Here is a 6,454-nt window from a genome sequence, read left to right as displayed (position 1 = left end):
TCATCAACCAGGGAAATCCCCGAAAAAAACCACCCAGAGCAACTCCAAATCCCTAACCTCAAATCAGTCAGTTCTTCGTGCCCCCCAAGCGGCGTGGAGCGGTTTATAGGCCCATCACCCAATACCGTCAAACCCTTTTTTGATTTTTTTTTGAGAAAATTCAAAAGCCCTTGAAAACTGCGAAACTTACAAAAACCATCCGCCACAAATAGGACAAAGTCACTGACTAAAGACTGCCTTTCCAGTCCAAATTAAGCTGTTACTGCAAAATGGAGTTGAATCATAAGCAAGCGAACTGTCTTAGGGGACTGTTATTCACTAATGAGAATGCCTCGTAGATAATCATTTCATTAACCTTATTAGGTTATGCATAACTTGACAAAAACGCAGATGAAAAGCATTGTTTGCAACAAGTTTAATTAAGGTTAACGCAAAATTTAGTTTTCCAATTAGTACGGATTTATTGAGTGTTTAAAAATAATAAAGGGCAAAGGGGCAATTCAAATACAAGACGCAGGGCCGTAATTCCTGCCGCTGCTGTCATATGCGGTGGGATTCTCGGTGGTCTGGTAGCCTACACTTTTGTCCCCGGCAACACATACCCCCCTTCCGTTGAAGCGAAAGTCGCGCCGGATACGATTGAAATTTCAAAAGAAGATAAGAACGCACCTGTTACTTTAGAGTCTCAAACAGAGTCAACTGCCGCAGACACCAACTCCTTACAGACTGAGGAAATCACACGGACTAAAATGGTATCCGTCGGTAAAGGTGACACGCTCATGAAAGTACTGACGCGGGCAGGAGCGACACCACAGGAAAGTCACGCAGCCATTACTGCACTGTCCTCCGTTTTTGATCCGCGCCGCTTGAAAGTTGGACAGGATATTGAACTGCATTACACGGAAGCGGATGCATTCGAGTTACATCGTGTATCACTGAAGCAGGACGTAGATCGCCAGGTTGCAGCGGTGCGACTGGATGAAAATGCGTTCGAAGCCCGGGAAACTGTGATTGCCCTTGAAAAAAAGATGGTACGCGCAGGCGGTACCATTGAAAATTCCCTTTTTCTCTCCGCTGCGCAAGCGGGTATACCCAGCAAAGTCATCATCGATCTAATTCGAATTTTCAGTTACGATGTGGACTTTCAACGGGAAATCCAAGCAGGTGACAGTTTTGAAGTTTTCTTCGAACGATATGTAGATGAAAACGGACAGGCTCTAAAAGATGGCCACATCCAATGGGCATCAATGACCCTCAGTGGGACTAAAATTTCCCTCTATCGTCACAAGACTTCAGATGATGGGTTTACAGATTATTACAACGAAACAGGACAAAGTGTTCGCAAAACCCTGATGAGGACACCTATTGATGGCGCACGTCTAACGTCCCGTTTCGGCAAACGCAAACACCCCATCCTCGGTTATACCAAAATGCATCGCGGTGCAGATTTTGGCGCTCCGCGCGGAACACCGATTATGGCAGCCGGGAATGGCGTTGTAGAGGTCGCTGGCCGCAGTGGTGCATATGGAAATTATGTTCGCATTCGCCATACCAGCGAATATAAAACCGCCTACGCTCACATGAAGGGCTTCGCAAAGAATATTCGTAAAGGCGCACGGGTCAAACAAGGACAAATCATCGGTTATGTTGGGTCAACTGGTCGCTCCACGGGCCCTCATTTGCATTATGAAGTGCATAAAAACGGACGTCAGATAAATCCGTTATCCGTCAAGTTGCCTGCGGGACGCAAACTCGGCGGCAAAATGTTAGCTGAATTTCGAAAACGCACTGAACAAATAGATCAGGAAGTGGCCGCGTTGCCTCTGGCAACAAGAATTGCAAGCCTAGCAGATTAAAAAAAGGGTGGCAAAGGCCACCCTTTTTTATGTCGCTCTTATGAGTTCATGCTGCAATTGCGAGATGACCATTGATTAACAGACCATCTTCGCCGGCCCCAACAATGACAGTGTCACCGTCGGCAATTTCACCCTTGAGAATTTCATTCGCCAACGGGTTTTGCAAATATCGCTGAATGACACGCTTCAACGGCCTTGCCCCGTAAATTGAATCAAAGCCCCGCTCAGCCAACCAATCTTTGGCTGCCTGATCCAGCTCAATTCCAATCTGGCGATCCTCAAGAAGTTTCACAAGATGTGAAAGCTGTATTTCCACAATCGCATGCATGTCTTCTCGTTTAAGACGATGGAAGATAATTTGCTCATCCAGTCGGTTCAGAAACTCTGGCCTGAAAGCATCTCTAACAACTTCCAGTACTTTTGCCTGTACCAATGGGTCATCAGCGTCACCATCCCTAAGATGTTCGCTTCCAAGGTTTGACGTCAAAATGATCAAGGTGTTCTTGAAATCAACTGTCCGCCCCTGACCATCAGTCAGGCGACCATCATCAAGAACCTGAAGCAGAACGTTAAATACATCAGGATGAGCCTTTTCAACCTCATCGAATAGGATAACCTGATAAGGTCTGCGCCGAACCGCTTCAGTGATCACGCCTCCCTGATCATACCCCACATAACCCGGAGGAGCACCGATCAGTCGGGCAACGCTATGTTTCTCCATGAACTCTGACATATCAATGCGTAACATTGCCTGCTCATCATCAAACAGAAATGCTGCCAAAGATTTGGTCAATTCCGTCTTACCAACACCTGTCGGCCCAAGAAACAGAAACGAACCGATGGGGCGATTGGGATCCTGCAAACCCGCACGTGAACGGCGAACTGCATTTGAAACCGCTTCAAGAGCTTCTTCCTGACCGATCACACGTTCGCGAAGCCTGTTTTCCATATCCAGAAGTTTCTCTCGTTCACCCGACAGCATCTTGTCCACGGGAATTCCTGTCCACCGAGACACAACACCCGCAATATCATCTTCCTTGACACTTTCCTTAGCCAGCGACGAATTCTCCGCATCTTCGGATTCAGCAAGCTGTTTTTCCAAAGAGGGAATGACTCCATACGCTAACTCACCGGCTCGCTGCAAATCGCCGCTGCGCTGACAATTCGCCAGATCATTGCGTGCTTTTTCAAGCTGCTCCTTTACATGTTGTGCGGTATTGAGTTTTTCCTTCTCTTCGCTCCAGATCCGCGTCAACTCTTCCGATTTCTGCTCCAGAGCAATCAGGTCAGTCCGAAGTTTTTCAAGTCGATCGTTGGATGCCTTATCACTCTCTTTTTCAAGCGCGGAAGCTTCAATCTTCATTTGCAGGATCTTGCGATCGAGCTCATCCACTTCCTCGGGCTTGCTGTCGACTTCCATCCTACGACGACTTGCAGCTTCATCCATTAAGTCAATCGCCTTGTCAGGCAAAAACCGATCAGTGATATAGCGATTGGACAAAGTTGCCGCAGCAACAATGGCATTGTCTGCTATTTGGACCCCGTGATGCAGTTCATATTTTTCCTTCAAACCACGTAATATGGAAATGGTATCTTCCACCGTTGGCTCAGACACGTGAACAGACTGAAAACGCCGAGCAAGAGCCGCGTCTTTCTCAATATATTTTCGGTATTCATCCAGTGTGGTCGCACCTACGCAGTGAAGTTCTCCGCGTGCAAGAGCAGGCTTTAGCAGATTGGATGCGTCCATTGAGCCCTCAGCAGCCCCGGCGCCAACCAGTGTATGAAGCTCATCGATAAAAAGAACAACTTCCCCTTCCATCGCTGATACTTCTGACAACACTGATTTCAAACGTTCCTCGAATTCACCACGGAACTTTGCACCCGCAATCAACTGCCCAAGATCCAAAGACATGAGCTTCTTGTCCTTAAGACTTTCTGGGACATCTCCGTTGATGATCCGTAACGCCAGACCTTCAACAATTGCTGTCTTGCCCACACCCGGCTCACCAATCAGCACAGGGTTGTTTTTGGTTCTACGTGACAACACCTGAATTGTTCTGCGAATTTCTTCATCACGACCAATTACAGGATCAAGTTTACCTGCTCTGGCAGCTTCAGTCAGATCCCGAGCATATTTTTTTAGCGCGTCATATGTTCCCTCGGCGCCAGCACTATCGGCGTTTCGCCCTTTGCGAAGATCATTAATAGCTTCATTAAGGCTATTCGCGTTCACACCTGCCTGCTTCAGAATTTTCGCAGAAGGTGTCCCTTGCTCCAGCGTTAAAGCCAGAAGCAAACGCTCAACTGTGACAAAGCTGTCTCCAGCCTTTTCCGCCAACTTTTCAGCATTGGCAAATAACCTCACAATTTCCGGGGTTGCGCTGACCTGACCAGCCCCGCTACCCGTAACTTGTGGCAACTTACTCAGTTCCACATCAACCTGTTGAAGGGCGACAGAAGGCTCACCGCCAGCCTTGGAGATTAACCCGCTAGCCATGCCTTCTTTATCATCCAACAATACTTTCAGGAGATGCTCTGTTGTCAGCTTCTGATGATTTTCCCGAAGCGCTAGAGATTGGGCCGCTTGAATAAAACCGCGCGACCGATCGGTATATTTCTCAAAATCCATGCTCTACCTCGACACATAGACCGCCGTTCATATGCGCAACCTAAGCCAACCCCTGTACAAGGCGATCCGCTTAAGTCCGCCAGCGGTTTCCTATGAAATTATTTGGTAAAAGTCACTCGATTTACAAGTCATTTTTCAGTGTTTAGAAAATTTAAGATTATAAAAAAAGGGAGCCAAAGCTCCCTTTATCTTCATGCCGACTGAGGCTCATCACTCTCTTCATCCGAGGATTTCTTGCGAGATGTCCGCCTCCTCAAGCCGCGAGTACGACTAACGCGGCGTTTGGTCTTCGGCTTTACCTCTTCATCCCCTTCATTTTGTTCTTCACTCTCTGCAGAAGAGGCATTTTCATCTGTCTTTACTTCCTCTTCACTTTCCTGTCCGGCAAAATCGGATCTGTCTGGATCGCTCAAATCAATAATAATTGGAGTTTTTTCAGCGTTCGCGTCATCCGCTTCATTTTCCGATTTGGTTTTTTCCTCAACCTCAACTGCTGGATCAAGAGCCTCAGTCTTGGCTCCATCTTCAACCGTAGCAGTGTCTTCGGAAGTTGCTTCTTCCTGCTCAGTCTGCCGATCAAGCTTCACAAGGTTATTAGCAAGCATAATGCGATAATAATGCTCTGCATGCTGATAATAATTTTCTGCAGCAACGTGATCGCCTGAAGTCTGGGCATCGCGACCAAGGGAGACGTATTTGTCATACACCTGCGTTGCAGAACCGCGGATCTTGCCATCTGGCCCATTGCTATCGTAGCTACGATTACCGTTATTAGATCGGCGATTATTACCTGAATTACCCCGACCGCCTGAAGATCCAGAACGACCATTTCCAGAATTTGAACGCCCGCCCCTCGGACGACGATTACCGCTAACTCGCATAATAAAATTCAATCCATCTTTATTGAGTTCAAGGCGCACATTATGAACCTGACTTTGAAATCTCGGCACTTTGTCTCGTACAATTTCGAGACGCCAGATGTTATTCATCTATAGGGATTTCAGTCTAATTTTCTGTAAATAATGATCTCAGCCTATGTGGCTGCGACGCGTGCGCCAGATCTTTTTCTACCCTAGCGCCGGTTTTTCAATTTTCCAACTCTTTTTTTAACTTTTTTAGGTTTTCAAATAACCACTGATACACCGGACAATCGATGCAAGGTCTTTATGATACTCAATACCAGTTATTCCGGCCTTCATCATTTTCGAACGCAAGGTTGCGTGTTGCCCCATACCCATTTCAAAAATCACATAACATTCAGATGACGCATAATCTGTAATCTGGTCAAGAATTTCATCATAGCATCGAAAACCACTATCACCGCCGTCCAAGGCAAGTGATGGTTCATGAATACGCACCTCTGGTTCAAGTCCCTCGATATCCGCAGTCGGAATGTATGGCGGGTTGCTGAGAATAACATCGAACTTTCCCGACACGTTTGCAAACCAGGGGCCTTTAACAAACTCTATCCTATCAGAAAGCTCAAGGCTTCGCGCATTTTCTGCAGCCACTTCTAACGCATTCTCACTAATATCCACCGCGACAGCCTTTGCATTTTCTCTTTGTGCCAAGATAGAAAGTGAGAGGCAACCGCTACCTGTTCCAAGGTCCAGCAATCTAAAGGCCTCCTGTTGGGAAGCTTTTTCTTTAAGAACAGCATCAACAAGAGTTTCACTGTCAGCCCTTGGGTCAAGAACGTCGGATGTTACTCTGAATGGCAGACCATAAAACTCTCTGTGCTCAATCAAATGGGACACAGGTTCTCTGTTCTTGCGTCTCTGAATAAGTTGAAAAAACTTTGTTTCTTCATGCGGACTCAAAGTCCTCTCAGGCGATCGATAAAGAACCTCACGATCTTCGACGATATATCCCAATAGAATACGCGCATCTTGCCTCGGGTTTACGATCCCCGTTTGCGACAAATCCTCAGTCGCTTTTCGAACGGCTTCATCTACCCTCATATTAA

General features: G+C 46.8%; 4 protein-coding genes. 1 reads left to right on the top strand and 3 read right to left on the bottom strand.

Going from position 1 to position 6,454, the window contains the following annotated elements:
- The first annotated feature begins 467 nt into the window (after positions 1–467).
- Positions 468–1,856 (top strand): M23 family metallopeptidase, encoded by a 1,389-nt coding sequence (locus JCM23214_RS17315; RefSeq protein ID WP_025900044.1) that lies wholly within the window; start codon positions 468–470, stop codon positions 1,854–1,856.
- 46 nt (positions 1,857–1,902) lie between these two features.
- Here JCM23214_RS17315 and clpB read toward each other — a convergent pair whose 3' ends face one another.
- From clpB to prmC, 3 genes are all read right to left on the bottom strand, one after another.
- On the bottom strand, positions 1,903–4,488 hold the full coding sequence (gene clpB / locus JCM23214_RS17310) for an ATP-dependent chaperone ClpB (RefSeq protein WP_025900043.1): 2,586 nt from the start codon (positions 4,486–4,488) through the stop codon (positions 1,903–1,905).
- A gap of 191 nt (positions 4,489–4,679) precedes the next feature.
- Positions 4,680–5,477 carry a DUF4167 domain-containing protein gene (locus tag JCM23214_RS22865; protein WP_051548233.1) on the bottom strand — a complete coding sequence of 266 codons (798 nt, stop codon included), beginning with the start codon at positions 5,475–5,477 and terminating at the stop codon, positions 4,680–4,682.
- A gap of 126 nt (positions 5,478–5,603) precedes the next feature.
- On the bottom strand, positions 5,604–6,449 hold the full coding sequence (gene prmC / locus JCM23214_RS17300) for a peptide chain release factor N(5)-glutamine methyltransferase (protein WP_037493888.1): 846 nt from the start codon (positions 6,447–6,449) through the stop codon (positions 5,604–5,606).
- Positions 6,450–6,454: the final 5 nt, after the last annotated feature.

The organism is Sneathiella glossodoripedis JCM 23214 (assembly GCF_000616095.1).
Taxonomy (GTDB): domain Bacteria; phylum Pseudomonadota; class Alphaproteobacteria; order Sneathiellales; family Sneathiellaceae; genus Sneathiella; species Sneathiella glossodoripedis.
The sequence above is the reverse complement of the archived record's forward strand: the minus strand, read 5'-3'. Positions and strand labels throughout refer to the sequence as shown.

Bases quoted from the DNA above. Each gene is read 5' to 3' on its own strand.
- clpB (WP_025900043.1), bottom strand. From the start codon at position 4,488: ATGGATTTTGAGAAATATACCGATCGGTCGCGCGGTTTTATTCAAGCG.
- prmC (WP_037493888.1), bottom strand. From the start codon at position 6,449: ATGAGGGTAGATGAAGCCGTTCGAAAAGCGACTGAGGATTTGTCGCAA.
- JCM23214_RS22865 (WP_051548233.1), bottom strand. From the start codon at position 5,477: ATGAATAACATCTGGCGTCTCGAAATTGTACGAGACAAAGTGCCGAGA.